Annotated in this window: 18 protein-coding genes; 12 read left to right on the top strand and 6 right to left on the bottom strand. The window is 50.1% G+C overall.

Annotated elements, in window-relative coordinates; translation table 11 throughout:
* Nucleotides 1-177: 177 nt before the first annotated feature.
* The 3 genes from P2W84_RS00090 to P2W84_RS00080 are packed head-to-tail and all read left to right on the top strand — an operon-like array spanning nucleotide 178 to nucleotide 5613.
* Nucleotides 178-1650: a DUF3375 domain-containing protein gene (locus P2W84_RS00090; RefSeq protein WP_276088051.1), complete on the top strand. Its 1473-nt coding sequence runs from the start codon at nucleotides 178-180 to the stop codon at nucleotides 1648-1650.
* Nucleotides 1647-2219: a DUF4194 domain-containing protein gene (locus P2W84_RS00085; protein ID WP_276088050.1), complete on the top strand. Its 573-nt coding sequence runs from the start codon at nucleotides 1647-1649 to the stop codon at nucleotides 2217-2219. Before P2W84_RS00090 ends, P2W84_RS00085 begins: the two co-directional genes overlap by 4 nt.
* Complete coding sequence (locus tag P2W84_RS00080; protein WP_276088049.1) at nucleotides 2212-5613, top strand: SbcC/MukB-like Walker B domain-containing protein; 3402 nt, start codon at nucleotides 2212-2214, stop codon at nucleotides 5611-5613. Before P2W84_RS00085 ends, P2W84_RS00080 begins: the two co-directional genes overlap by 8 nt.
* Here P2W84_RS00080 and P2W84_RS00075 read toward each other — a convergent pair.
* Entirely contained in the window at nucleotides 5579-5962 is a 384-nt protein-coding gene (locus P2W84_RS00075) for a DUF4844 domain-containing protein (protein ID WP_276088048.1), read from the bottom strand. The genes P2W84_RS00080 and P2W84_RS00075 overlap by 35 nt on opposite strands.
* Before the next feature lie 189 nt (nucleotides 5963-6151).
* Between P2W84_RS00075 and serC the strand changes: the two genes are divergently transcribed.
* The 7 genes from serC to treY all read left to right on the top strand — a co-directional run bounded on the left by serC (nucleotide 6152) and on the right by treY (nucleotide 17894).
* Nucleotides 6152-7219: a 3-phosphoserine/phosphohydroxythreonine transaminase gene (gene serC / locus P2W84_RS00070; RefSeq protein ID WP_276088047.1), complete on the top strand. Its 1068-nt coding sequence runs from the start codon at nucleotides 6152-6154 to the stop codon at nucleotides 7217-7219.
* A 99-nt stretch (nucleotides 7220-7318) separates the two neighbouring features.
* Nucleotides 7319-7987: a phosphatase PAP2 family protein gene (locus P2W84_RS00065; RefSeq protein WP_276088046.1), complete on the top strand. Its 669-nt coding sequence runs from the start codon at nucleotides 7319-7321 to the stop codon at nucleotides 7985-7987.
* A gap of 8 nt (nucleotides 7988-7995) precedes the next feature.
* A complete protein-coding gene (locus tag P2W84_RS00060) occupies nucleotides 7996-9903 on the top strand; it encodes an LTA synthase family protein (protein WP_276088045.1) in 1908 nt (635 codons plus the stop codon).
* 100 nt (nucleotides 9904-10003) lie between these two features.
* Nucleotides 10004-10174, top strand: coding sequence for a hypothetical protein (locus tag P2W84_RS00055; RefSeq protein ID WP_276088044.1), 171 nt, complete (start codon nucleotides 10004-10006; stop codon nucleotides 10172-10174).
* Between the two features lie 17 nt (nucleotides 10175-10191).
* The gene (gene glgX / locus P2W84_RS00050; RefSeq protein ID WP_276088043.1) at nucleotides 10192-12261 is read left to right on the top strand and encodes a glycogen debranching protein GlgX; all 2070 of its coding nucleotides are present in this window, start codon (nucleotides 10192-10194) and stop codon (nucleotides 12259-12261) included.
* 13 nt (nucleotides 12262-12274) lie between these two features.
* The gene (gene treZ / locus P2W84_RS00045; protein ID WP_276088042.1) at nucleotides 12275-14098 is read left to right on the top strand and encodes a malto-oligosyltrehalose trehalohydrolase; all 1824 of its coding nucleotides are present in this window, start codon (nucleotides 12275-12277) and stop codon (nucleotides 14096-14098) included.
* Nucleotides 14004-17894, top strand: a complete 3891-nt coding sequence (treY, locus tag P2W84_RS00040) for a malto-oligosyltrehalose synthase (RefSeq protein WP_276088041.1) — start codon at nucleotides 14004-14006, stop codon at nucleotides 17892-17894. The genes treZ and treY overlap by 95 nt, the downstream gene beginning before the upstream one ends.
* Nucleotide 17895: 1 nt before the next feature.
* Here the strand turns inward: treY and P2W84_RS00035 are convergent, their stop codons facing one another.
* Together P2W84_RS00035 and P2W84_RS00030 are read right to left on the bottom strand one after the other, a co-directional pair.
* Nucleotides 17896-18480 carry an SDR family NAD(P)-dependent oxidoreductase gene (locus P2W84_RS00035; RefSeq protein WP_276088040.1) on the bottom strand — a complete coding sequence of 195 codons (585 nt, stop codon included), beginning with the start codon at nucleotides 18478-18480 and terminating at the stop codon, nucleotides 17896-17898.
* 93 nt (nucleotides 18481-18573) lie between these two features.
* Nucleotides 18574-19425 carry a VOC family protein gene (locus tag P2W84_RS00030; RefSeq protein WP_276088039.1) on the bottom strand — a complete coding sequence of 284 codons (852 nt, stop codon included), beginning with the start codon at nucleotides 19423-19425 and terminating at the stop codon, nucleotides 18574-18576.
* Nucleotides 19426-19617: 192 nt separating this feature from the next.
* Here P2W84_RS00030 and P2W84_RS00025 point away from each other — a divergent pair, with 192 nt between their 5' ends.
* On the top strand, nucleotides 19618-19986 hold the full coding sequence (locus tag P2W84_RS00025) for a response regulator (RefSeq protein ID WP_276088038.1): 369 nt from the start codon (nucleotides 19618-19620) through the stop codon (nucleotides 19984-19986).
* Here the strand turns inward: P2W84_RS00025 and P2W84_RS00020 are convergent.
* Nucleotides 19961-20674: a LytTR family DNA-binding domain-containing protein gene (locus P2W84_RS00020; RefSeq protein ID WP_276088037.1), complete on the bottom strand. Its 714-nt coding sequence runs from the start codon at nucleotides 20672-20674 to the stop codon at nucleotides 19961-19963. The two genes, P2W84_RS00025 and P2W84_RS00020, sit on opposite strands and share 26 nt — an antisense overlap.
* Entirely contained in the window at nucleotides 20671-21792 is a 1122-nt protein-coding gene (locus P2W84_RS00015; protein WP_276088036.1) for a sensor histidine kinase, read from the bottom strand. Before P2W84_RS00015 ends, P2W84_RS00020 begins: the two co-directional genes overlap by 4 nt.
* A gap of 216 nt (nucleotides 21793-22008) precedes the next feature.
* Here P2W84_RS00015 and P2W84_RS00010 point away from each other — a divergent pair, with 216 nt between their 5' ends.
* Nucleotides 22009-22803: a CPBP family intramembrane glutamic endopeptidase gene (locus P2W84_RS00010; RefSeq protein ID WP_276088035.1), complete on the top strand. Its 795-nt coding sequence runs from the start codon at nucleotides 22009-22011 to the stop codon at nucleotides 22801-22803.
* 51 nt (nucleotides 22804-22854) lie between these two features.
* On the opposite strand, the gene P2W84_RS00005 is transcribed toward P2W84_RS00010, so the two are convergent.
* On the bottom strand, nucleotides 22855-24236 hold a 1382-nt coding region (locus P2W84_RS00005; protein ID WP_276088034.1), incomplete at its 5' end, for a plastocyanin/azurin family copper-binding protein.

Raw genomic sequence — 24236 nt, 5'->3', positions numbered from 1 at the left:
TTGTTCCGGGGATGGTTCAAGGGATCCCTCCTGCGTCGGGATGACGGAGTGGTGAGGGATGACGGGAGTGGTGAGGGATGGCGGGGAAGGGGGTGGCGAAATTGGATTTCTTTTGTGTTAGGTGTGTAAAGGATTTTTTTTAGTTTTGGCGCCTGCTTAAAAACTAAACCGGCATCTATGGTGCAAAACGAGAAGAAGAGCGATAAGATACTAGAGATACTGCATACTTCGCCCAGTGTGGGGCTGTTGAAACTGAGGAACCGGGACATGCTGATCGAGTTCCTTGCGGAGACTTTTATTGATGGTCAGACGGTGGTTTCCTCTGATTTTATCCATAACCGGCTTGCTGATTACCTGGACTATAAACAGGTGGACCTGGATGATGATATGGATATAGAAGTGTTTGACACTTATGAGGTGAAGGCGCGGAAGTACATCAGAAAATGGACGGACAGCGGGTACCTGACCAATTACCAGGACGACCAGGGGGAAGTGTTCTATGAACTGTCTTCGAATGCGAGCAAGACGATCGACTGGCTGATGAGCCTGGAGAAGAAGGAATTTGTGGGTGCGGAATCGAGATTTAAAGATATTTTTAACCAGCTGCGCGACCTGACGGAGTTTACGGACGATGACCAGCAGAAGCGCATTGAAATGCTGGAACAGAAGAAGGCGGAGCTGGAGCAGCAGATAAGGGACCTGAGATCTGGGGAGCAGGTGAAGGTATATGAGGATTATGAGATCATTCCGCGCTTTAACCAGTTGAACCAGTCGGCAAAGGAACTGCTTTCGGACTTTAAAGAGGTGGAAGATAACTTCCGTGAGATTACCCGGCAGATCTACCTGAAGCATGCCGAGGGAAGCCTGACCAAGGACCATATCCTGGCATTTACGTTTGACGCGCTGGATGAGCTGAAGGAGAGCCAGCAGGGCAAGAGTTTTTATGCGTTCTGGTCGTTCCTGCTGAACCCGGACCTGCAGCGCGAATGGAGCGTGCTGAGCAAGGACCTGTTTGAGACGCTGGAGGGCAAGGACATTGAGGTGCCTGATTTTTTCCTGAAGGACATGAAGAAGTTCCTGCATGCTGCAGGGCAGAAAGTGTATAAGGCCAACGATAAGATGGCTGAAAAGCTGAGCCGGATTATCCGGGAAAGTGAAACCTCGAAGGTGCATGCCACGCGTAACCTGATCCATGAGATCAAGACGATGCTGATCGAATCTGGCAAGAAGAAGCAAAGGCCGGATATCGGCTTTATGCTGGAAGCGGAGCCGGAGATTAACCTGCCTTTCGAACGCAGGCTGACGCTGGAACCTACGGAGGAGATTCTGTACCGGAACCGGCCGAAGCGGGCTGATACTGATATTATGCAGGCGGCGCACCTGATGAAGCTGTTCGGGCAGAAGCGTGTGGACCGGGCGGCAATCAAAGCGAATATTCATGCCGTTCTTTCGGAGCGGGCACAGGTAAGCCTGGCGGAGGTGATTGACCTGAACGGTGGCCTGGAGGAGGGCCTGCCGGAACTGTTCGGTTACCTTTCGGTGAGTAAGGATTTTAAGCATACCATTAACAGGGAAAACGTGCAGCGTGTGGTGTTTGACCAAGCTGCGCAGAAATCGATCAATATCCCTGAAGTAATATTAACGAAATGAGCATTCTGCAAAGTAAACTGAAGCCTTACTCTAAGGCTATTGTAAAGCTATTGAAAAATGGTACGGTATACAGCAGCTCTTCTGTTTGGGAGGAATTGCTGTATTACCAGGATGAGATACAGGATTATATTAATGTGATTGGCCTGGAGCTGATTATGCGTAAGGATGAAGGACTGGCTTTTGTGACCCAGTTTGAGGACCAGGAGGGCAATACGCTGGGACTGGTGAGCCGCAGGCAGATCGGTTTTGAGGCTTCCATCGTGCTGGTGGTGCTGAGGCAGCTGCTGGAGGAGTTTGACCATAACCCTACGCAGGTGCAGGCTTCGGAAAGGTTTATCCGCCACAGCGGCATCCGCGAAGAGGTGGAGCTTTTCCTTCCGGAGAAATATAACCGGGTGAAGCTGTTGCAGGAACTGGATACCTGCATTAAACGCTTGCTGGAGCTGGGTTACCTGAAAATGGTAAAGGCTGAGGCCGATCCGCTGTACCAGATACAGCGCGTGATCAAAGACAAGGTGACCCTGGATATCTTAAAAGATTTTAAACTTAAACTGGAGGCGTATGTATAGTTTGTTCAGTACCAGCTCGGATAAGGCGGGCTTCAGGCTCCAGTATATGGAAGTGTACAACTGGGGTACTTTTGACGGGGAGATCTTCAGGATTTCGCCCAAAGGCAATAATTCACTGCTGACGGGGGCGAATGCTTCGGGCAAGAGTACGTTTATCGATGCTTTGCTGACGCTGCTGGTGCCGGTGAAGAATGACCGTTTTTATAACCAGTCGTCGGGTGCGGAGAAGAAGGGTGACCGGACGGAGGAGAGTTATGTCTATGGCCATTACGGCAATATTCAGCAGGAAGGCGAAACGGGCACAACGACGCAGAAGCTGCGTGACCATACGGCTTATTCGGTACTGCTGGCCTGTTTTGAGAATACGGACGGACAGGTGGTGACCTTGTTCCAGCTGCGCTGGTTCAATAACGGTGAGCTGAAGCGCGCCTTTGGTATAGGCCGGGTACCGCTGGAGATTGAGAAGGATTTTACGCCTTTTGATGCCAAGGGTAACTGGAAAAAGCGCCTGGAGAAATTGTATAATACCGGTATACAGAAGAAGCGCATCGAGTTCCAGGAAGGACCGGTGAAATACGGGGAGCGTATGGCCGAGCTGCTGGGTATGCGTTCTGTAAAGGCTTCGAGCCTGTTTAACCAGGTGGTGGGTGTGAAGGTACTGGATGACCTGGATGACTTTATCCGGGTGAACATGCTGGAGCAACTGGATGCAGAGTATGAGTTCCTGCGTTTGAAGGAGAACTTCATGACGCTGATGGATGCCAAGATCAATATTGAAAAGGCGCGGGAACAGATTGAACGGCTGTTGCCGATCGATGAGCTGGCGCGTGAGCTGGAGGCCATTGGTAAGAAGCTGGAAGCGCTGAGCAATGATAAGGAGGTGGCTGTTTACTGGTTCACGGCACGTGGTACTGAACTGGCTGCCCTTGAACTGGAAGATGCCCGGCGGCGGATGCAGTCGCTGATGGCTGAAATTGAAAAGCTGAAGGACAAAGAGGACGAACTGAAGATACAGGAGCGCGACTTGTCGATCGCGATAGCGAACGATGAAGTGGAACAGCAGGTGGAAAAGATTGCAGAGGACCTGCGTAAGCTGGAACGCGGCCGCGACCAGCGCAAGCACCGCCTGGACAGTTATAATGCGCTGGCCACCGGCCTGGGCCTGCCTAAGGACCCGGACCTGAATGTGTTTGAGCAGAGCAGGAAGCAGGCGGCGAAGAATAAAGTGGCCTGTGATGCGCAGCGCCTGGCCGAGGATGAAAAGATACGCCATGCGCGTAACGTGGAGGACCAGCTGAAGGCTGAAGAGGAAGCGCTGGTGGCCACGGTGAAGTCTTTGCAGGAGAACAAGAACAATATTTCGGGACGGGAGGCGGAGATCAGGGAGGAAATCCTGGCGCATATCGGTGCCACCAAGGAGGAGATTCCTTTTATTGGTGAGCTGGTACGGGTGCGCGAGGAGGATACGGACTGGGAACCGGCCATAGAAAAAGTGCTGCATACTTTTGCCCTGAGGATGGTGGTGCCTGAAAAGTACTATAAGGAGGTGAATGCCTATGTGAACGGGACTAACCTGAAGGGACGCATTACTTATCAGCGTTTTCAGGGCTATACTTCGCTGGGCAGCCTGAAACGCAGGTCTTATGACGGTAACTTCCTGGTGAACAAGCTGGAATTTCGCCAGACGAGCCGCTATGCTGAGTGGCTGGAGGACATGATTGCGAGCCAGTTTGACTATACCTGTGCCGAAAGCCTGGAGGACTTTAACCATTATACGGAACTGGCGCTGACCAGGGAGGGCCTGATTAAAGGGGTGAAGGGACGGCATGAAAAAGATGACCGTGCCCACGTATCTCGTAAAGAGAACTTCGTACTGGGCTGGGACAATAAAGAGAAGATCGGCCTGCTGAAACGTGAGCTGGAAGCCTTGCAGGGCAAGAAGGAGCGGAACAGTGCTGAGCTGAAGGCACTGACCGAAGGTTTGAAGCAGCATGACCTCACAAAAGACCGTTACGCGGCTTTCCTGTCTGCATTTGTGAACTATGATGATATTGACTGGACGGTATTTGCCCAGGAAATACAGCAAAAGCAGCTGATGAAGCAAAGCCTGGAGAAGACCAGTGATAAAAACAAGGCACTGAAAGCGCAGCTGACCCTGGTGAAGCATGAGCAGATTAAGAATGGCCAGGATATGGAGGGACGTAACCGGCAGAAATACCGTCTGGAGGATGCCATTTCGGACCTTCAGCAGGAGCTGGACGGACACAGGCGCACGCTGGGGCTTTTCGGGGACAAGCCGGTAGACGTAACGGGTTTTGAAGCCGCACACCCGGACCTGATGGATGTAGACTATGCCGGTTTTAAGCAGGCGCACGAGGCTTTCCGGGAGGCTAACCGTAATGAGACGACCCGCCTGGAACGGGAACGACACCAGAAGGAGAATGCGGCACGCATTAAGATCAATGCCTTTAAGCTGCCTCCGGAAGAGGTGCTGGAGCGTTTCAAGGACTGGAGATCTGATGTGAACACCTTGCCGGAATCTACCAGCCTGGAGTTTATTGGTGAATACCAGCGATTCCTGCACCGCCTGCAGAAGGATAACCTGCCTAAATATGAAAAGAAGTTTGATGAATACCTGCAGGAAACGATTACGAACAAGATCGGCGATTTCAGGATGTTCTTTGAAAACTGGGCGGACGCGATCCGGGAGAATATCCGGGTGCTGAATGAGGCGCTGCATGAGATCGATTTCAAGAATGCCCCCAAAACGTATATACAGCTGGTGATTCCCCAGAAATTGAATGAGGATGTGCGGGAATTCCGGAATATGCTGACGGCTGCGATACCTAATGTGCGTGAGCTGAGCGGTGTTGAGGATGGCAAGCGCCAGCATTTTGAACAGCATATAGAACCGCTGATCCAGAAGCTGGAAAAAGAGGACTGGCGACGCAAGGTAATGGACGTACGTGGCTGGTTCAGCTACAAGGCGGAAGAGTTCTACAAGGAGACCGGACAGAAGTTTAAGACCTATGAGAACATGGGCCAGCTATCGGGTGGTGAGAAGGCGCAGCTGACCTATACGATTTTGGGTTCGGCCATTGCCTATCAGTTTGGTCTGACCAAGGAAGGTCTTCAGTCCAACTCATTCAGATTCATTGCGATAGATGAGGCATTTAAAGCTCAGGATGAGGACAAGGCCAGGTACCTGATCACCTTATGCAAGCAGTTGCACCTGCAGTTGCTGGTGGTGACGCCGAGTGATAATATTCACATTGTAGAGAACGATATCTCGTTTGTGCACTTTGCCGAGCGTAAGAATGAGCGGAACTCATGGCTGTATGATATGCCGATAGAGCAGTTTATGCAGGAAAGGGCCGATTTTGAACTGGCATAATGGCCATGAAGAAACTCATGAACGTACCGTGTAACCAGGTGTTGAGCTGATGGCGAAAATTGACACCGGTAATGTAAGACAGGCGAAGAAAGACTTCATAAATGTATTCCTGCTGGGCGGTGGTGTATTCCGCTGCCCTCAGGCTTTTCAAGCTGTTGTTCAGTATCTTCTTTAATTTTGCGGGGTTGCTTTCCTGTTCGGCGGCCTGGATCAGGTTTGCGGTGCAGGTGTTGACAATGTATCTGAGGTATTCGTTCACATCGCGTGGCGGTGGCGAATGCCCGACTGAGCGCCATTTCGCGATTGCGAAATGATCCTCTTTCTGAAATTTTTTTAGTTCCGTCAGCATTTTATGAATAGGGTTTTGCTCAATATAGTGATTTTATTTTGTAATTGCTTGAATTCTAATGATTTTTTGTTGAAAATAGTGTGTTTACCCGACTTTTGTCTGGCTGTGCCGGGTAAAAGGTGTTAAAACCCGGTGAAACGCGGTAAATAAACGGTTAAAGGTATGCCGGAAATGATTTACTTTTGACGTATGGAAACTATCAGCAAGAAGCATAATTTCGGCGCGGGGCCGTGTATACTCCCTCAAAGTGTAATGGAAAAGGCCGCCCAGGCGGTGTTGAACTGGAACAACAGCGGCCTGTCTATCCTGGAGATCTCGCACCGTATCCCTGAATTTGAAACCGTGGTGCGGCAAACGCAGGACCTGGTTCGCGAGCTGATGGGCGTGCCGGAGGATTATGCGATCCTGTTCATGCAGGGTGGTGCCAGCACCCAGTTTTCCATGGTTCCCCAAAATTTTCTGAACCGAAAGGGCGCTTACCTGGATACGGGATTTTTTGCCATTAAGGCGATCAAGGAGGCCAGGTATTTTGGTGAGGTGGATATTGTGGCTTCTTCGGAAGACCAGGCTTATAATTATATACCGGAAATTGAAGCCAGCCATCTGGATGCCGATTACCTGCACATTACTTCCAACAACACGATAGAGGGTACGGAGATGTTCAGTTACCCGAAGCTCGGGGTGCCGCTGATCTGCGACATGTCTTCGGATATCTTTTCGCAGGTGATTGATGTGAGTGATTTTGACCTGATCTATGCCGGTGCGCAGAAGAACATGGGGCCTGCGGGTATGACGCTGGTGATCGTTAAGAATGCGCTGCTGGATACGGTAAAGAAACCGGTCCCTTCCATGTCTGATTACCGCATCTTCAGGGATAACCTGAGCCTGTACAATACTCCGCCTGTATTTTCTATCTATGTGGCCATGCTGAACCTGCAATGGCTTAAGGAGAAGGGCGGTGTGGCTGCGATTGAAAAGGAAAACCAAATGAAGGCAGAAATGCTGTATGCGGAGATTGACCGCAATTCCTTATTTTCCGGTATTGCACAGCGGGCCCACCGGTCGCGGATGAACGTAACTTTCAGGGGGACGGATGCGGAGATGGAGAAAGCGTTCCTGGAATTTGCCGCGAAAAGGGATATCGTGGGGGTAAGGGGCTTTCCGACCATGGGCGGTTTCAGGGCTTCGATGTACAATGCGCTTCCTGTGGAAAGCGTTGGCATACTGGTGAAGGCCATGCAGGATTTTGAAGGGTAGCAGAAATAGGGTAGCTGCTTAATTTCCGGACCAGGGGCACAAGTTCAGAATTGCTACAAAATCTGTACTTATTATTGTTTGTAAATAACATACAAATCAATGAAATGGATATGGTGCTGTATTCTGGCCGCCGGTATCTGGACCAGCAGTAGCGCACAATCGGTAACCGATACGCTTTTTTTAAAGAATGCCTATGCCAGAAGGCAGCTCTACCTCCCAGTGGGGGTTATTCTTGGTGGAATCGGCCTGAACGGCAACGGACGGGAATCGTTTAAAAATGAGATTGTAGAGGAACGCAATGAGCATTTCGGTAGTTTCAGGACCAAAGTTGATAATTACCTGCAATATGCACCTATTGCCTTTGCCTACGGGCTGGATGCTTTTGGTATGGAACCTAAGACAGACCTGGCGAACCGTACGGCTATCCTGATCAAAGGCGAGCTGATGATGACGAGCGTGGTGAACGTACTGAAAGGAAGTACCCACCAGTTGCGGCCGGACGGCAGTGCCTATAATTCCTTTCCTTCGGGCCATACCGCACAGGCCTTTGCTGCTGCTACCTTTCTGAGTGAAGAGTATGGTTACCGCTACAAGTGGGTGCCGTATGCCGCTTATGGGGTCGCTTCTTCGGTCGGTATGCTGCGTATGGCCAATAACCGGCATTACATCAGCGATGTGCTTGCAGGCGCAGGACTCGGTATACTGAGTATGAAGGTGGCCTACTGGACGCACCGCTACAAATGGGGAAGACGCTACCGCAGATTTTAAGTATGTCGATGTTTAAACTACAGACTTCCCGTTTCGCCCTGGTTATCGCTGTCTTTGTGCTGCTATGCAGCATCTCTTTTCTGACCAGGATTGTCCTGCTCGTTGATTCTGCCGCCAGTATAGACTGGTCGTTTGGTAATCTTGCGGGCATATTCGGCCTTGGCCTGCTGTTCGATTCGGGTGTTGCGCTGTTCACGGTGTTGCCGCTTTCGATATATGTGTGGCTGATGCCTGACCGGTGGTACAGGAGCAAGGTCAACAGGTTTTTCCTGTTGCTTATCTTCTTCTTAACGGTATTCCTGCTCCTTTTTAATGCAATTTCTGAATGGTTTTTCTGGCAGGAGTTTTCTGTGCGCTATAATTTTATCGCGGTAGATTACCTGGTCTATACTACTGAAGTGATCGGAAATATCCGGCAGTCTTATCCTGTGAACAGTATTATTGCGGTTCTGGTGGTGATTTCTGCGGGCATTACGGGTGCTTTCAGCGGATTGCTGATGTGGTCGACAAGGTCTTCCGTAAGGTTCAGACAGCGTCTGTTGCCTGGCCTGTCTCTGTTGCTGCTTGCCGTAGCCGGATATTTTGCCCTGGATGCCAAATGGAAGAATTTCAGCAGCAACCAGTTTGTGAATGAGCTTTCGGGCAACGGCATGTATGATTTTGGTCATGCTTTCTGGCACAATGAACTGGATTATGCGACTTTTTACCGTACGCTTGACCTGCATAAGGCGGGAAGTGTACTGCAGAGCGAATTGGGTATGCCCGCCGGTGAACCAGCAGACTCTGCACACCTTACCCTCCGGAATATACCGGCGACAGGACCGGAAAAAAGGATGAATGTGGTGATGATTAGCGTGGAAAGCCTGAGTGCGGATTTCCTGGGCAGCTTCGGCAACCAACAGGGACTGACTCCTAACCTGGATTCACTGGCCGCGAGGGGCGTCCTTTTTACCAATCTGTATGCATCGGGTACAAGGACGGTGCGCGGACTGGAAGCGCTTACTTTATCTATTCCGCCTACACCTGGGCAATCTATCGTGAAACGGCCGGGCAATTCGGGCTTATTCTCACTGGGCAGCGTGTTCCGTAAGCAGGGTTATGAAAGCCGTTATATTTATGGCGGTTATGGCTATTTTGACAATATGACCGCATTCTTTTCGGGTAATGGCTATGAAGTGACCGACCGGAATGCTATTGATAAAAAAGATATTCATTACCAGAATATCTGGGGTGTTGCTGATGAGGACCTGTTTACGCTGTCGATGCGTTTGCTGGACGGCGATTTTAAAAAGGGCAAACCCTTCTTTGCACACATTATGACTGTTTCCAATCACCGTCCATTTACTTATCCTGAAGGCAGAATAGATATTCCTTCGCATACGGGCAGGGAGGGCGCGGTGAAATATACGGATTATGCCATCGGTAAATTCATGCGGGAGGCCGCCAGCAAGCCATGGTTTGCCAACACTTTGTTTGTTATCGTGGCCGACCATTGTGCATCCAGTGCGGGAAAGGTGGAATTACCGGTCAACAAATACCATATCCCTATGGTAATGTATGCGCCGGAGGTCCTTAAACCCCAAAAGTTTGACGGGCTTACTGCCCAGGTAGATGTGGCGCCGACCATTCTTGGCCTGCTTAATTTCAGTTATCTGAGCAAGTTTTTTGGCCGTGATGTCTTCCATGACCATATCTCTGTACCGAGAGCCTTCATCAGTACTTACCAAAGTCTTGGTTACCTGGAAGGGGGCCAGCTGGTGATCCTGGAACCGAATAAAAAGGTGTCCTTTTATAAGCCTGATTTTCAGACCGGCAGCGCCGTACAGACAAAACCAGATACCGACCTGGAAGCACGTGCCATCGCCAATTACCAGGTTGCGGCTTTTTTATACAGTCATGGGTTTTATAACCGCTAATTCTCCGGTTAATACTTATAAACGCTGATTTTATACTGCTTTTTTGCGCAGGTGCAAACAAGCGGGGTGCGCCGGTGTTTCTGTGGTAAATAATTTACCAATGAAAACCATATTAGAAGAAGCGAGCGTAACCCTGGTGGACCTAAATGTAGAAATCAGGACAACAGGCAATGTAGAACACGAAATCAAAGAGACCGAAATCAAGGCGAAAACAACGACTGCGGTAAAGACCAAGTATAAGCGCCCTGATTATTTACTCAGGTTATTATAGTTTTACCTGTAAGCGCTATGAGGAAACTTTCTTCGGGAACTCCTTATCCTCTGGGTGCTACCTGGGACGGAAAAGGAGTGAATTTTGCCCTGTTTGCCGGTAATGCCACTGCGGTAGAACTTTGCCTGTTTGATGAACAATGTGCGCAGGAACTGGAACGGATCGCTGTTAAAGAAAAAAGCAGACAGGTATGGCATATTTATGTTGAGGGAATAGGGCCCGGACAGTGCTACGGATACCGGGTAGACGGGCCTTATGACCCGGCAGCGGGCCACAGGTATAATCCGAATAAATTACTGATCGATCCCTATGCAAAGGCCATATCTGGTTCTGTAGAATGGCATGACAGCCTGTTTGGCTATGACCTGGAAAAGGACGATACCGTGATGAGCGGAACAGACAGTGCTCTATTTACGCCGAAGGCGGTAGTGGTTGACCAGAATTATGACTGGGAAGGCGTCGGCGCACCAAAAAGGAATTATCATGAAACGATTATTTATGAGGCCCACGTCAAGGGCCTGACCAAACTGCATCCGGAGATTCCGGAAGCGATCAGGGGCACTTATGCTGCCGTTGGGCATCCGGCGATGACCGCGCATCTCAAATCGATGGGTATCACTGCCATTGAGCTGATGCCTGTGCACCAGTTTATCAGTGACCGCCACCTGAGGGACCGGGGCCTGAGCAATTACTGGGGCTATAATACCATTGGTTTCTTTGCACCCGACAGCAGGTATTCTTCTTCTGATTATAAGGGCGGTCAGGTGCGTGAATTTAAGGATATGGTAAAGGCCCTGCACCGTGAGGGCATAGAGGTGATCCTGGATGTGGTCTACAATCATACTGCCGAAGGCAATCATCTGGGGCCTACGCTTTCCTTTAAGGGAATAGATAATGTCGAGTACTACCGGCTGACTGAGGACAAGCGTTATTATATGGACTATACTGGTACGGGGAATACCATTAATGCAGTATCGCCCAGTGTGCTGAGGATGATCATGGATAGCCTCAGGTACTGGATACTGGAAATGCATGTGGATGGCTTCCGTTTTGACCTGGCTTCTACACTTGCCAGGGACCTGAATGAGGTCAATATGCTGGGCGCATTCTTCTCTATTATTCACCAGGACCCGGTGATTTCACAAGTTAAGCTGATTGCGGAACCCTGGGATGTTGGTGAGGGTGGTTATCAGGTGGGGAACTTTCCGCCGGGATGGGCGGAATGGAACGGGAAGTACCGGGACTGTATCCGCGATTACTGGCGTGGTGAGGAAAGCATGCTTGGAGAATTTGCCAGCCGGTTTACTGGAAGCCCGGACCTTTACCAGGACAGCGACCGCAGCCCTACGGCAAGTGTTAATTTCGTCACTGCCCATGATGGCTTTACCCTGCATGACCTGGTGAGCTACAATGAAAAGCACAATGAGGCTAACGGAGAGGAAAACAATGATGGTGAAGCGCATAACCGTTCCTGCAATTACGGGGCTGAAGGTGAAACTGACGACCAGGTCATCAATGACCTGCGGGCCCGGCAGAAAAGAAATATGATTGCCAGCCTTTTCCTTTCACAGGGCGTACCTATGCTGGTGGCGGGTGATGAGCTGGGGCGTACGCAGCAGGGCAACAACAATGCGTATTGCCAGGACAATGAGATTTCGTGGCTGCACTGGGATAAACAGGATAAGGAGCTGGTGGATTTTACACGGAAAGTGATTGAGCTGAGAAGGCATAACCCGGTGTTCTGCAAGCGGAAATGGTTTAAGGGAGTGCCTTCAAAAGAAACCGGCGTTCCGGATATTGCCTGGTTCCTTCCGGAAGGTAACGAGATGGAAGACCATAACTGGAACGAAGATTTTGCCAAGTCGATGGCGGTATTCCTGGATGGGGGCAACGAAGCGTTCTATGTGATCTTTAATGCGCATTCGGAAGAAGTCATGTTCCGGATGCCACCCGAAAAGTTTGGCAGGGAATGGGAAAAGGTACTGGATACCGGGGACCCGAAACTTAACCAAAGGCTGAAATACCAGGCTGAAACAGAGATGACCGCAGGTGGAAGGGTAGTGATGGTACTGAAGGCCGGACGGTAAATGACGTATTGATATGGATATTAATGTATTGAAAAGAAATATTGGCCTCAATGAACATGGGGGCAGCTGGACCTTTCGTGTCTGGGCGCCGCAAGCGAAACGTGTTGCCATTGAACTTGAGAAGAGTGGCGAACGGATTTACCTGGAAGCGGAGGGCCGTGGCTACTGGGGAACGGAGACTACTGCAATTGTGGAGGGCGACCGATACAGAATTGTACTTGATGACGACCGCAGGTTGCCCGATCCGGCCGCTCTGGCACAACCTGAGGGCGTTCACGGGCCTTCAATGGCCGTAAGGCTGGGTGGTTATGACTGGGAAGATACCGGCTGGAAAAACCCTGACCTGAAAGATTATATTATTTATGAGCTCCATACGGGTACTTTCTCGGATGCCGGAGATTTTGAGGGGATTGCTTCGAAACTTGACTACCTGGCCGAGCTAGGTATTACGGCAATCGAGCTGATGCCGGTCGCCGCGTTTCCGGGTAAACGCAACTGGGGGTATGACGGTGTGTTCCCTTTTGCGGTGCAGTGGAACTACGGCGGCGCCGATGGATTGCGCAGACTGGTTGAATGCTGTCATGAAAAAGGGCTGGCGGTGATCCTGGATGTGGTATATAACCATCTTGGTCCTGAGGGAAATTGCCTGTCTGAGTTCGGCCCTTACTTCACCGAAAAGTACCGGACTCCCTGGGGCAATGCCATTAATTTTGACGACCGGGACTGTTACGGCGTACGTGACTATTTTATTGAGAATGTACTGATGTGGTTCCGCGATTTCCATATCGATGCGCTCAGGCTTGATGCTGTCCACGCCATCAAGGATTTCAGTGCCGTGCATATTTTGCAGGCCATCCGGCAACATACGGATCTCCTTATGGAGCAAACCGGCAGAAGGCATTACCTGATCGCTGAATGTGATCTGAACGATCCCCGGTATATTGAAGACACCCGACGTAATGGCTTGGGTATGGATGCCCAATGGACAGACGAATTCCATCATGCGCTCCGGGTAACTGCCGGGGAAGAGAGAAGGGGTTATTACGCGGATTTCAGCGGGATAGCGCATCTGGCCAAGTCTTACCGGGATGCTTACGTTTATACGGGGCAATTTTCAGAGGAACGCGGCCAGTACTTCGGCCGCCCGCTGGCCGATCATGAAGGCCAGCAATTTGTTGTCTTTTCGCAGAACCACGACCAGGTGGGTAACCGGATGATGGGGGAAAGAACCGGTACGCTGGTCAGTTTTGAAATGCAGAAGCTGCTGGCTGCCGCTGTGCTTTTCTCACCTTATTTACCGATGTTGTTTATGGGAGAGGAATGGGGCGAAACTAACCCTTTCCAGTATTTTATTGACCACGAAGATGCTGAGCTGGTTGAACTGGTGCGCAAAGGGCGTAAGGAAGAATTTGCGGCCATGCATGCCGCCGGAGAAGCCCCCGACCCTAAGGCGGAGCAGACGTTTTTGCAATGTAAACTCAACTGGTCTTTGCCCGTAACCGGGAGGCACGAACGTATGCTGGCCTATTACCGCCATCTGATCGCCCTGAGGAAACAGAACCAGGTACTGAGGGCGGGGGAACGTACCGCATTGCGTTGCTTTACATTTGATGCGCAACACTGCCTGATGCTGGAGAGGAGGATGACCGGGAGTAATGAACTTGTGCTTTGCCTGATGAACTTCTCCGGACAGCCGCAACAGCTCGCATTGCCCGACCATGTGATCTCACCTACGAAAATTGTTGATTCTGCTGATCCTGAATGGCTGGGACCTGGCAGTGTTTCCGGACAACTACAGCCTGAATCGTTTATTGCCTATTCTGCTTTTTATGCCTGATCTTATCTCTACTTACCGCATTCAGTTCAACAAAGACTTTACCTTTAAGGACTGTAGCCTGATTGTTCCTTACCTGAAGGAACTGGGTGTTGTGACGCTGTATGCCTCACCCATCTTTGAGGCTGTGCCGGGCAGTATGCATGGCTATGATGTAACCAACCCGAACCGCATTAATCCTGAGATCGGTACGCTGGAAGAACTCCGTGAGCTGTCTGCCTTGCTGAAAGCGGCAGGCATGAACTGGGTCCAGGATATTGTGCCGAACCATATGGGATATCATGTCAACAATCCCTGGCTGATGGACGTGCTGAGGTATGGTGAGGAATCGAAATACCGCAGTTATTTTGATATTATCAGCAAGGATCTGGCTAAGGAGCCTCTAATGGCGCCTTTTGAGGGCGATCCTTTGTTTGAGCAGCTTTCCGCTGAAGAATATCCCTTTCTCCGTTTGTGTAATTATCAGGAGACGAATGAACGCATTAATTACCGCAGGTTCTTTACGGTAAACAGCCTGATCTGTATCAATGTGCAATATCCCGAGGTTTTTGCAGCCTATCACAAGCTGATCAAGGTGTTGCTGGATGAGGGTATATTCCAGGGCCTGAGGATAGACCACGTCGATGGCCTGGCTGATCCGACCGGTTATCTGCAGCGGTTGCGCGCGCTCTGTGGTACGGAGACTTATATTGTCGTCGAAAAAATACTGGAACCGGGTGAGGAGCTTAACCTGAACTGGCCGGTGCAGGGAACTACAGGATATGATTACCTGGGACTGGTAAACCAGCTGTTTACCAACCATAAAGCAGAAAAGAAATTTGATGACTTTTATGATGGCCTGGGCAGGAAGCAAAGGCCGGTGGAGCAACAGGTGATCCTGAAGAAGCGTGCCTTTCTTGAGGATTTTATGCAGGGTGAGCTGGAAAACCTGTATCAATTGCTGCTTAGGCTGGCCGGTGTAGAGGGCAGCGAATTCAAAGCTGTGCTGTCAGAACTCCTGGTGCGGTGTCCGGTGTACCGGTTTTACAGTAATCGTTATCCGCTGCAGGAGGCTGAAGCGGCATCACTGGAATCTTTGTTTAAGGAAATTGAAGTGGAAACGGGATATAAGAATGTCGTAAGCCAGCTGCGCCGCTTTTTACTGTATCCGGATATGGAAACTGAAGCAGCCAATTCCATGGTGTTTTTTAAGCGCCTGATGCAGTTTACCGGCCCTTTGATGGCCAAAGGTGTTGAAGATACACTCATGTATACCTATAACCGTTTTATCGGTAATAATGAAGTGGGGGATTCCCCTGAGGTATTCGGGATCACGGTAAGTGAGTTTCACGAACAGTTGGGCAGGCGGAGCAAATACTGGCCGCATACGATGAACGCGACTGCCACACATGATACCAAAAGAGGGGAAGATGCGCGTGCAAGGCTAGGTGTGCTTACGGATATCCGCAAGGAGTGGATCGATGAAGTGAATGCCTGGTCTGAAATGAACAGAGAAATAAAGGCTGGAAATGCACCGGATGCGAACGACGAATATTTTATTTACCAGACCCTGATCGCGACCTGTCCTGATGACCTGGTTGCGGAACGCTATGAGGAACGGTTGCTGAATTATATCGAAAAGGCGCTCCGGGAATCTAAACGGAGATCTGGCTGGGAAGCACCGGACCTGGAGTATGAGGCTCATACCCAGGATTTCATCCGGTACCTGCTGGATCCGGAAGGAAAATTCTGGCCGAAATTTATCACCTTTCAACAAAGGGTAGCTGACCTGGGCAGGCAGGCCTCGCTGTCTTCCTTATTGTTAAAGCATACGCTGCCGGGTATACCGGATACCTACCAGGGTACGGAATTATGGGACCTGAGCATGGTAGATCCGGACAACCGGAGGCCGGTAGATTATGCGCTCAGGCATCGGTTGCTCCAATCGAAGGTGCGGCCCGAAGGACCAGCGGAGAAGTTGTGGTTGCTGCATACCCTGCTGAGGTTTCGCAGGGACCATGCTCCACTCTTTGCCGATGGTACCTATGAGCCGCTGAAGGTGAGGGGCAGTCAGTCGGACCATGTTGTGGCATTCCTGAGGAGATACCGCAACCAATCGCTGCTGGTGGCAGCAGCAGTCAATACCGCGGTATCTTCATGGGAAGATACTTATATTGAGCTCCCTGAGTCTATCCTGGGTGTTAATAAATGCCGTAATATACTTAATGACAGACCGCTATCCTTTGAGAAGGAAATTGAACTGAGCAGTATGTTCGATGACCTTAAACTGGGCATGCTGCTGTTTGAAATCCCTGAGCAACGGCGGGGAGCAGGTGTGCTTACGCATATCAGCTCGTTGCCCTCTGCGTATGGTATCGGTGATTTTGGCCCCGCCGCAAGCAGCTTCCTTTCTTTCCTGGATGCGTGCGGGATGAGATACTGGCAGGTACTGCCTATGAACCCCCTTTCTGAGGAACAGGTATATTCTCCTTATAGTGCTACTTCAGTTATGGCTGGCAATACGCTGATGATCAGTCCAGAATTGCTTATGGAGGAAGGTTATCTGGGCATAGAAGACCTTAAATTACATCAGAAGCGAATACGCAGGAAGGTTAGTTACCCGAAAGCGAACGCACTTAAAAATGACCTGCTGAAAAAGGCATTTGATCAATGGCGGCTTAACCAGGGCGCAAACAGAGATCCGGCTTTTGAGTCGTTCTGCGAGCGGGAAGATGGCTGGCTCCGGGATTATGCCTTATTTGTCCTGATCCGTGAACTGCAGGGTTCGAAGCCCTGGTATGAATGGCCGGAGGCTTTGCGTGACCGGGACGGAGACCAGCTGCAGCAGGTGTCGGCTGCTCATCCTGACCGGCTGCAGGAGCTGAAATGGCAGCAGTATATCTTTTTCAAACAATGGCGGCGGCTGAAGCGGGAAGCTCATATACTTGGCATCGACATTATCGGGGACCTGCCGTTTTATACTGCTCTGGATTCTTCAGATGTTTGGGCAGGCCGATCTTTATTTGCAGTTGCACCGAACGGAAAGGTAAAAGGTATAGCGGGTGTCCCGCCTGACTACTTTAATGCAGAGGGACAGCTTTGGGGTATGCCGGTGTACAACTGGAAGGTGATGGAAAGGCAAGGTTATCGCTGGTGGATGGAAAGGATGGCTAAGAACCTGGAACTTTACGATCTGGTCCGGCTGGATCATTTCAGGGCATTTTTAGCTTACTGGGAAGTACCTGCAGGCAGCGATACGGCAAAAAATGGCAGCTGGAAAAAAGGTCCCGGTGTGAAATTTTTCCAGACGCTATGGGACAAACTGGGCAAATTGCCGCTGATCGCTGAAGATCTGGGTGAAATCAGTGAAGATGTGTATGCGCTGAGGGACAAGTTTGGCCTGCCCGGAATGAAGGTGTTGCAATTTGCATTCGGTGACGACGGAGCTTCCTCTATCCATGCACCACATCAATTTGGTACTCATAATTGTGTGGTCTATACCGGTACCCATGACAACAATACCAGCAGGGGATGGTATGAAGAGGAAACTGATGTTGCTGTAAAAAAGCGCCTTGAAAAATATACAGGAACCAAAGTATCGCGCCATAATGTTGCCTTGAAACTGGCGCGGCTTGCCCTGGGGTCCAGTGCCGACCTTGCTATCATCCCGATGCAGGATATTTTAAACAAACCGGCTAAAGACCGTATGAATACGCCGGCATCTACTGCTCATAACTGGACCTGGAGGTTTAAGACCAGGGAACTGCAAAAGGGAACTGCCCGCGTATTCAGGGAGCTTATCGTATTGTTTGGCAGGTGATCTATACAGAGGATAAGATCACCCTGACATTTTTATCGGCTGCCTCTCTGCAGAGTGTGCTGTTAAATTCCCGGAACGCAATCCTTGCCTTATTACAAAGCAAGCGGTACTTCCGGCGCATTTCGCTGCCGATCGTATTGACATTCAGAATGCAGGCGTTTCCGGTCTTTTCCATTTGCCCGATCAGTTCCCTGGTGCAGTACAGCTGACCCTGAAGCCGAGTGTACAGGATATCATCGGGACTTAATTCTCCGGTGTGCAGCTGCCGCGGAAATGTAAACATATTGTTGTTGATCAGGATGTCGAGCCCCCTGAAGTGCCGTTGAATGACATCCAGGATGATCCTGATGTCGTCTGGATCGGAGGGTTCGGCAATCATACCATAACAACGGGACTCACAGTCCATCGCGCGTAAAAGCTCCATCGTGTTGCCGAGCGCTTCTTCTTCTTCAGAGAGGACCATTAATTTTGCGCCCATTGAAGCCAGCTTCAGTGTGATCTCTCGTCCATAGTCCTTTGTACCGCCTGCAATCAGGATCCGCTTTCCGGAAAGGTCGGCAGGGAGGTGTGCCAATAAATTTTTCATAACAGGAATGATTATATTTGATTAGCTATAACCAAGCAAGCCTTGTTCCGCTTTTTATGAAGAAAATACGGGTTTTCCGGAGATAAGTACCCGTTATGCGTTTTCTGCGGCGCTGACCAGCTCTGCGATGTTCAATTTCTTTGATTTCATGACGACTTCGAATGCAGCCGGGAATTTAACGGGATCGGCCATTATGGAGCCAATTATACTGGGTGTGATCTGCCAGCTTACCCCGAACTGGTCCTTACACCAGCCGCACATGCTTTCCTGCCCTTTTTCCGTGAAGCTGTTCCAGTAGTGATCAATTTCTTCCTGGGTGTCACAACTGATGACCAGGGAAACACCTTCATTGAATGTAAAAGACTGTTTCACCCCGCTGTCCATTGCCATGAATACGTTATCCTTGAGACGGAACCTTGAATGTACAATGGTGGCTTCGGTTTGGGCCTGACCGGGCGCATACCTGGCGACGAAATCTGTTGAGGAGTTGCTGAATACCGAACGGTAAAATTCCACAGCTGCTTCTGCCTGGTTCTGATGGTCGCCACAGAACATCAGCAAAGGGACGATACTTTGTCCTACCTCTGCGGGTTTGCCCAGGGAAAGCTGCCAGCTAATTCCATATTTATCTGCCACCCAGCCGTAAAGCGGGCTCCAGTCGTATTTATCCAGGGGCATCATTACATAACCTCCTGTAGCCAGGGCATCCCATATTTTTCTGAGCTTTGCTTCATCTTCAATGGTCGCGTAAAATGAAATGGACGGGTTGGGTTGAAATGCGGGCCCGCCATTCAGCCCCATGAACAGGGTACCGTCAAGTTCAAAAGTGGTCACCATTGACATGGTCTTTTTGATTGAAGCGTTGTCGAACAGCGTGCAGTAGAATTCTGCCGCTTCCTGTGCTTTGCCGTCAAACCAGAGGCATGGATAGATTGAGTTTTTCATTTTATTCGGGTCTTTTTTATGATGATAAAGTTATCATAATTGATAGGTTCCAGGTAGAGGGCAAGTTTGCCAAAAAGCAGGGGAGTTTGCGACATGGCCAATGTAGTCAAAAACAGGTATTAATACATTATTTGCAGGAATGGTTTTTGATAATGATTGACTACATACAAATTAGAAACCTAACCGGACAATATGATGAAGCCATCTGTTTTTATTGTGGAGGATGATGAAGACATCCGCTATATCCTGGATATTTACCTGTCTGAGGAAGGCTTCGTGACGACTTCCTTTGAAAATATCGCTGAATTCAAAGCCGTATTTCCAGCTGAACTACCCGACATATTCCTACTTGATGTGATGCTTCCCGACGGGTATGGCACCGATATCTGCAACGATATCAGGAATGAGCCATCTTCGGCTGGCCTGCCCATTGTGATGATGTCTGCACATGCTGCTGCCGGACGGATAGATAAAGTATGCCATGCGGATGGTTTTATCCAGAAGCCCTTTGAACTGACGAGTGTGCAGTCTACACTCATGAAGTTCCTGAAGGGAGGTTGAGCGCTGTGTACAGCTGTTTGCGGTAATTGCTGCCGACCGGTATTTGCTGACCTTGTACTTCTACCGTATCCGGAGACAATGAGGATATTTTGCCTATGTTAACGATATAAGCTCTGTGCACACGGACAAAATGTGCGGAAGAGAGCAGGGCCTCCAGTTTTTTAAGGTGCAGGCCTGAAAGCAGGCGGGTGGTCTGCGTATGGATATAGCTATAGTCGCGCTCGGCCTTGATGAAGGTGATCTCACTGTACATGATCTTTATCAGCCGTTTTTGCTGCCTGATGAACACAAAATCCGGACCCGGCATGTTATTTTCCGCAATGAGCGGAACTTGTTGTGCCTGCCTGATCCGGGCTCTTTCTATCGCGATACAAAAGCGCTCGAAAGTTACCGGCTTCAGTAAGTAGTCGGTGGCATAAAGATCAAAACCCTCTGCAGCAAAGTCGGCATAGGCCGTGGTAAAGATCACCAGTGGCGGTTTGTTTAACGAGCGCAGGAATTCAATGCCATTAACGGACGGCATCCGGATGTCGAGGAATACCAGATCGGGAGTTTGTTCTATTAACGCCTGATAGGCTTCCATTGCGTTTTTACAGGTGCCTGAGAGTTCGAGACCGGGTAACTTGCCGATATAGCTTTTTAAAATATCCCGGGCAATGGGTTCGTCATCTACGATCAGGCATTTCATGACAGGTCAATGGTAATTTGAGTAAGATAGGTATTGTTATTTGTACTGCTGGAATAGCTGTGTTGATGCGGGTAATACATCATCAGCCGCTTCCTGGTATTGAGTGTTCCTATGCCGTTCTGTTCACGTTCGGTGTGCGATACGGGCCGATGATCTGAAATGGAGTTGCTGCAGTAAAAGGACAAGGTTCCTTTCGAGATGTACAACCGGATATCAATCGTTGCACCAGGTTCGTCTGGACAAAACTTAAAGGCATTTTCGAGCAGCGGAACGAATAACAGGGGCGGCAGTTTATCTATTGAGCCATCTGTCTGCAGATCGGTATTGACCTTGATGTCGTTTAGCCTCAGTGTTTCGAGTTCCGTATAATCGCGGATAAGCTGCAGTTCCCTGACCGCTGCCATGTTTTCCTGGTCGGATTCGTAGAGCATATAGCGAAGAAGATCTGAGAGGCGGGCCACCAGGCTGGCGGAACGTTGTGTGTCTCCGCTGAGCACAAGCCCGTAAATGTTGTTCATCGAATTGAACAGGAAATGCGGATTGAGCTGTGACTTTAAGAAATTGAGTTCCAGCTGCAGCTTATCTTTGGAAAGCTGTATGGCTTGCAGCTGGTTACGGAATGCCCGGAGCGCCATTTTGATGCCAAATGGAATTCCGAGGGAGAAGATGAGCCCAAGGATGGAGCCCAGGCTGATCAGCCGCTTTAAGGCGATATTAGTGAGGTCTAGCCTGAGGTAATCATAATAGTGGGGGTTGTTCTTTTTGAGGGCCTGCAGGCATTCCATGCAGGTAAAAATCAATCTGTTTTCTATCCAGGTATCTGCAAGGACGTAACCGGCTATTGCAATTATTGTTGTGCAGACAAAGAACAGGTAGTGCTTATGGCCGGACCGCGGTAATATGAGATAGGTGAAGCCATAGTAAAATGCAGCCATGGCTATTGTGCTGCCCAGATTGAGCAACAAGAGCCGGTTTTGCGGGAAACCATTATAGACATTGAATGATATTCCTGAAAGGTAATATCGGGCGGCCGTCATCGCTATCCAAAAAAGAAGGTGCAGTAAAAACCGTAACCTGGGATGGCTATAAATCTGCGTTACGGTTGTTGATATTTCCATATCTCTAAATATCAGTTTTTTGGGTGAATCTGAAAGTGAGTAATCGACCAACAGGCCCAAAGGCCCAACAAAGAAAACGTTAGGGACAATGAAAGGAAAGAAACTGTATTTGTAGCCTGATGGCTATATATGCCGGCTTTGCTGGTTTAATTTGTGTATTGGTCTAAAAGAATTGGAGATGAAACAGGTACTTCCGCATTTTCGGGTCAAAAAAAGATGAAAACAAATTTCCAATCTTGGCCTGCGTGGCTGAAAGTATGTATTTATTTTATTGTCCTCTGGGCAACGACGATGCTGGGCGGGGTTCTTCCTCCAGATCTGAACAATCCTTTATTCTACTTGCTGGCGGGTGTCCTGGTTAGCTGGCTGATGCTGAGGGCAGAAGGGAAGCGGATCGGTACGCTGGGATTTATTCCGCAAGGGGGGAAGGATTACAGGAGCTTTGCCATGGGGGCCGGGCTTGGCGCATTGCTGTTGATTACCGTAACGTTGCTTACGCTAACCACTACCGGAGACAGGCTGGTCTGGCTTGGACAGTTTAAGAGTATGAACCTGGTTGTGCTTGCCTTTTTTACTTTTGTTTCTGCTTTTGCGCAGGAGTTTGTGTTCCGGGGCTACCCATTTCAACTTCTGCTGACGCGTTACCCGGTATGGCTTGCACAGTTGCTGGTTGCTATTCCTTTCGGGCTTATGCACATCAGTCTTGGAATGCGGTTTTCTGAAATAGGAATCATCCTATTGACTACGGGGACAGGATCGGTTCTTTTCGGGCTTGCTTACCTGAGGACGGGACGTTTGTTTTTTCCCACAGGTATTCATATGGGCTGGAACCTGTTGCAAGGAATGTTGCCCAGGGCTGAGCAGCAAGGCGGGGCAGGGTTGTTCCGTGTAATACCGGCTCATCATTTGCACCAGGACCTGATTGTTGTAGGCGTGTACCTGGCGGTGATGTGGCTGGCCATTGTGCTTATGGGTAAAGACCGCTTAAAACTGCGGGGAAAGACCGTATGATCTTTCCCCGCAGACAGGATTGGTTTGGTTATTATGCGACCAGCCTTCAGGCTATTTGGTAACTTTCATTACGCCATTCATGAGTCTCCAGTGGCCTGGGAATGAACAGATAAAAGGGTAATCGCCGGTTACCGCAGGCACTTTAAACTTCAATTTAAAGCTTTCCTCTGGATTTACCAAGGGGGTATAGAAGAGTACCTCGGGCATTTTGGGCACATACTGCTTTTCTGCACCCTTAGGGTCCTGTGCCATCTGGTCTGCTGCAGCGCCGACCTTATCCATGCTTCCCTTTTGCAGGATGAGCAGGTTGTGCTGCATGAAGTCGATGTTCTTAAAGACGACTTCTACGGTAGTACCCGCCTTTACTGTAAAGGATTTCAGGTCAAACTTCATGGCATTCACGACAGGGGTAATGGTGATGACCTGGTCGGCCTTTCCTTCGGCCTGCGGGCTGGATGAGCCTTCGCCTGTCTTTCCCTGACCGGTGTGTCCGGCATGTGCATCTGCGGCCTGAGCATGCCTGGCCAGTGCCACCTTGAGCGCTTCAGCGATCCAGCGGTCATTGCTGTTCTGGCTCATGGCCGCTGCCGCTTTCAGCTCAGCACCCATTTCTGCAGAAGCGGGCAGGTCTGCGCTTTTGAGGATAGCGGCCAGGCGGGTGTTGAGGCTGGGGTCATTCAGCAGTCCTGCTTTTTGTAAGGCGGCCAGTGATGCCGAGTTGTCGGGCAATACCTGGAGTGCCGCCTTACGCACACCAGCAGCAGGATGGGACAATGCTTCCACTGCCACATTAAAGGCTTCGGTATTTGATCCGTCGAGCAGGCCCAGGCCGTGCAGCGTCCACAAGGCGTGGACAGCCGGTGCGTTGATGCCGATCTCATCGGTATTTTTGTCCCTGATCAGGGCATACAGCTGCGGGGCGATGGATCTGTCCTTATTCTCCACGATCAGGCGCTGCGCGGTTGTGCGCCAGAACATGTTGTCGCTTTTCAGCCCGCCGATCAGCGAGGCATTGCTTTTGCGGTCCAGCGATTTGATCTGCTGGGGTTTTGCGTTTTTATAGACGATCCTGTAGATGCGTCCGTGTGTCCTGTCCCTGAGCGGGTTGATGTAGGCATTGCCCTTACCGTTCTCGAATCCGGCAGGAGTAGGGTTGTGCTGGATGATGAAGTTGTACCAGTCGAGCATCCATACCGCCCCATCCGGTCCCACCTCGCTGTGTACAGGTCCGAACCACTCGTCGGCACTGGCCACAAAGTTCCAGCCGTCCTTCTCTTCAAAACCCGATCCCTTTGGTTCCAGGATGGCCTCATGTACCACCCTTCCGGTCGGCTCGTTGACAAAGGCTATCCTGTTCCAGTACCTTTTAGGGAAATTACGGGCCGTGTAGAGGTTGTGTCCGGCAGCGGCAGTGAACCCGTTGAACACGTCTA

The sequence above is a fragment of the Pedobacter sp. JY14-1 genome (genome assembly GCF_029269825.1).
In the GTDB taxonomy this organism is placed as follows: domain Bacteria; phylum Bacteroidota; class Bacteroidia; order Sphingobacteriales; family Sphingobacteriaceae; genus Pedobacter.
The sequence above is the reverse complement of the archived record's forward strand: the minus strand, read 5'-3'. Positions and strand labels throughout refer to the sequence as shown.

Bases quoted from the DNA above. Each gene is read 5' to 3' on its own strand.
- P2W84_RS00090 (WP_276088051.1), top strand. From the start codon at position 178: ATGGTGCAAAACGAGAAGAAGAGCGATAAGATACTAGAGATACTGCAT.
- P2W84_RS00060 (WP_276088045.1), top strand. From the start codon at position 7,996: ATGTTTAAACTACAGACTTCCCGTTTCGCCCTGGTTATCGCTGTCTTT.
- P2W84_RS00035 (WP_276088040.1), bottom strand. From the start codon at position 18,480: ATGAAAAATTTATTGGCACACCTCCCTGCCGACCTTTCCGGAAAGCGG.
- P2W84_RS00025 (WP_276088038.1), top strand. From the start codon at position 19,618: ATGATGAAGCCATCTGTTTTTATTGTGGAGGATGATGAAGACATCCGC.
- P2W84_RS00085 (WP_276088050.1), top strand. From the start codon at position 1,647: ATGAGCATTCTGCAAAGTAAACTGAAGCCTTACTCTAAGGCTATTGTA.
- P2W84_RS00080 (WP_276088049.1), top strand. From the start codon at position 2,212: ATGTATAGTTTGTTCAGTACCAGCTCGGATAAGGCGGGCTTCAGGCTC.
- P2W84_RS00020 (WP_276088037.1), bottom strand. From the start codon at position 20,674: ATGAAATGCCTGATCGTAGATGACGAACCCATTGCCCGGGATATTTTA.
- P2W84_RS00055 (WP_276088044.1), top strand. From the start codon at position 10,004: ATGAAAACCATATTAGAAGAAGCGAGCGTAACCCTGGTGGACCTAAAT.
- P2W84_RS00030 (WP_276088039.1), bottom strand. From the start codon at position 19,425: ATGAAAAACTCAATCTATCCATGCCTCTGGTTTGACGGCAAAGCACAG.
- P2W84_RS00010 (WP_276088035.1), top strand. From the start codon at position 22,009: ATGAAAACAAATTTCCAATCTTGGCCTGCGTGGCTGAAAGTATGTATT.
- P2W84_RS00015 (WP_276088036.1), bottom strand. From the start codon at position 21,792: ATGGAAATATCAACAACCGTAACGCAGATTTATAGCCATCCCAGGTTA.
- serC (WP_276088047.1), top strand. From the start codon at position 6,152: ATGGAAACTATCAGCAAGAAGCATAATTTCGGCGCGGGGCCGTGTATA.
- treZ (WP_276088042.1), top strand. From the start codon at position 12,275: ATGGATATTAATGTATTGAAAAGAAATATTGGCCTCAATGAACATGGG.
- P2W84_RS00075 (WP_276088048.1), bottom strand. From the start codon at position 5,962: ATGCTGACGGAACTAAAAAAATTTCAGAAAGAGGATCATTTCGCAATC.
- P2W84_RS00065 (WP_276088046.1), top strand. From the start codon at position 7,319: ATGAAATGGATATGGTGCTGTATTCTGGCCGCCGGTATCTGGACCAGC.
- glgX (WP_276088043.1), top strand. From the start codon at position 10,192: ATGAGGAAACTTTCTTCGGGAACTCCTTATCCTCTGGGTGCTACCTGG.